The organism is Streptomyces sp. MB09-02B, assembly GCF_033794485.1.
Classification (GTDB): Bacteria; Actinomycetota; Actinomycetes; order Streptomycetales; family Streptomycetaceae; genus Streptomyces.
Genome location: NZ_JARGEE010000876.1, coordinates 1 through 1,252, shown reverse-complemented (window position 1 = coordinate 1,252; position 1,252 = coordinate 1). Strand labels below are relative to the sequence as shown.

1 protein-coding gene is annotated in these 1,252 nt (G+C 74.1%); it reads left to right on the top strand.

Annotated features, from left to right (window positions below; genetic code table 11):
• Window positions 1-101: 101 nt before the first annotated feature.
• A complete protein-coding gene (locus P1P70_RS44785; RefSeq protein WP_319248266.1) occupies window positions 102-1,139 on the top strand; it encodes a rod shape-determining protein in 1,038 nt (345 codons plus the stop codon).
• The last annotated feature ends 113 nt before the right edge of the window (window positions 1,140-1,252 follow it).

Here is a 1,252-nt window from a genome sequence, read left to right as displayed (position 1 = left end):
CCCCACCCCCCACCCCCCGCACGATGCAAAGGGAACCGGGAACCGCCGACCGGCGGCGGTCCGTACGGTCCATGCTCTCGGGAGGATCCGCAATGACCGCGATGACCGCCAGTCTGGAGCAGCTGCGCCGCTGCCACTTCGGCGTCGACCTCGGGGCCGCGCGGACCCGGGTGTACGTGAAGGGCGCGGGCCTGGTCGTGGACCAGCCCAGCGTCGCCGCCGTGAACACCCGGACGGGCGCGCTGATCGCCGTCGGGGAGTTCGCGGAGAAGATGACGGGCCGCACGCCCGACTACATCCGGGTCGTCCGGCCCGTCGCCGGCGGCACGGTGGTCGACATCGAGATGGCCCAGCGCATGCTGCGCCAGCTGCTGGGCGACCGGGTCCGCCGCAATCTGCGCCGCAAGCCCGTCCTGCGTGCCGCCGCCTGCACCCCGCACGGCGCGGACCCGCTCGCCCAACGCGCCACGATCGAGACGCTGGTGGGCCTCGGCGCCCGCCGGGTGGAACTGGTCGACACGCTCATCGCGGCGGCGGTCGGCTGCGGTCTGCCGGTGGAGCAGCCCGAGGCCACCATGATCATGGTGTGCGGGGCGGGAGCCACCGAGCTGGCCGTTCTCTCGCTCGGTTCGGTCGTCAGCGCGGTACGCATCCCCGTCGGCGGCGAGACCATCGACCACGCGATCGTGCAGCACCTGCGCCTGCGCCACGAACTGACGCTGCCGAGCCAGTCCGTACGACCGCTCCAACTGGCCCTCTCCGGCAACGGACTCACCCCGCAGGGCCCCACCTCCACCGAGATCCACGGCCTGGACGTGGCGACCGGGCTGGCCCGTTCCGTCCAGGTGGACACCGCGGCCGTACGGGACGCCATCCAGACCCCCCTCACCGCCGTGGTCGACGGCATCGGCAAGGTGCTCCGCGACTGCCCGCCGGACCTGGTGGCCGACCTCGCCGACCGGGGCATCATGATGGTCGGCGGCAGCGCCCTGCTTCCCGGCTTCGACCAGATGCTGCGGCACGCCACCGGCATGCCGGTCCACATCGCGGAGCGCCCCGACGTCTGCGCCGCACTCGGCGTCGGCGCCATGCTCGACGGCCGGATCGCACCCATCAGCCTGGACCCTGTGGGCGACTGACCCACGCGTCCACGGCCGCCCCGCGCCCGCACCGGCCGCGCCGAGACCGGCCCGCGTCGGAACCGGCCGCCCGCGACCGAGGCCGTCCCACCCCTCCCCCTCCCCCCTACGAA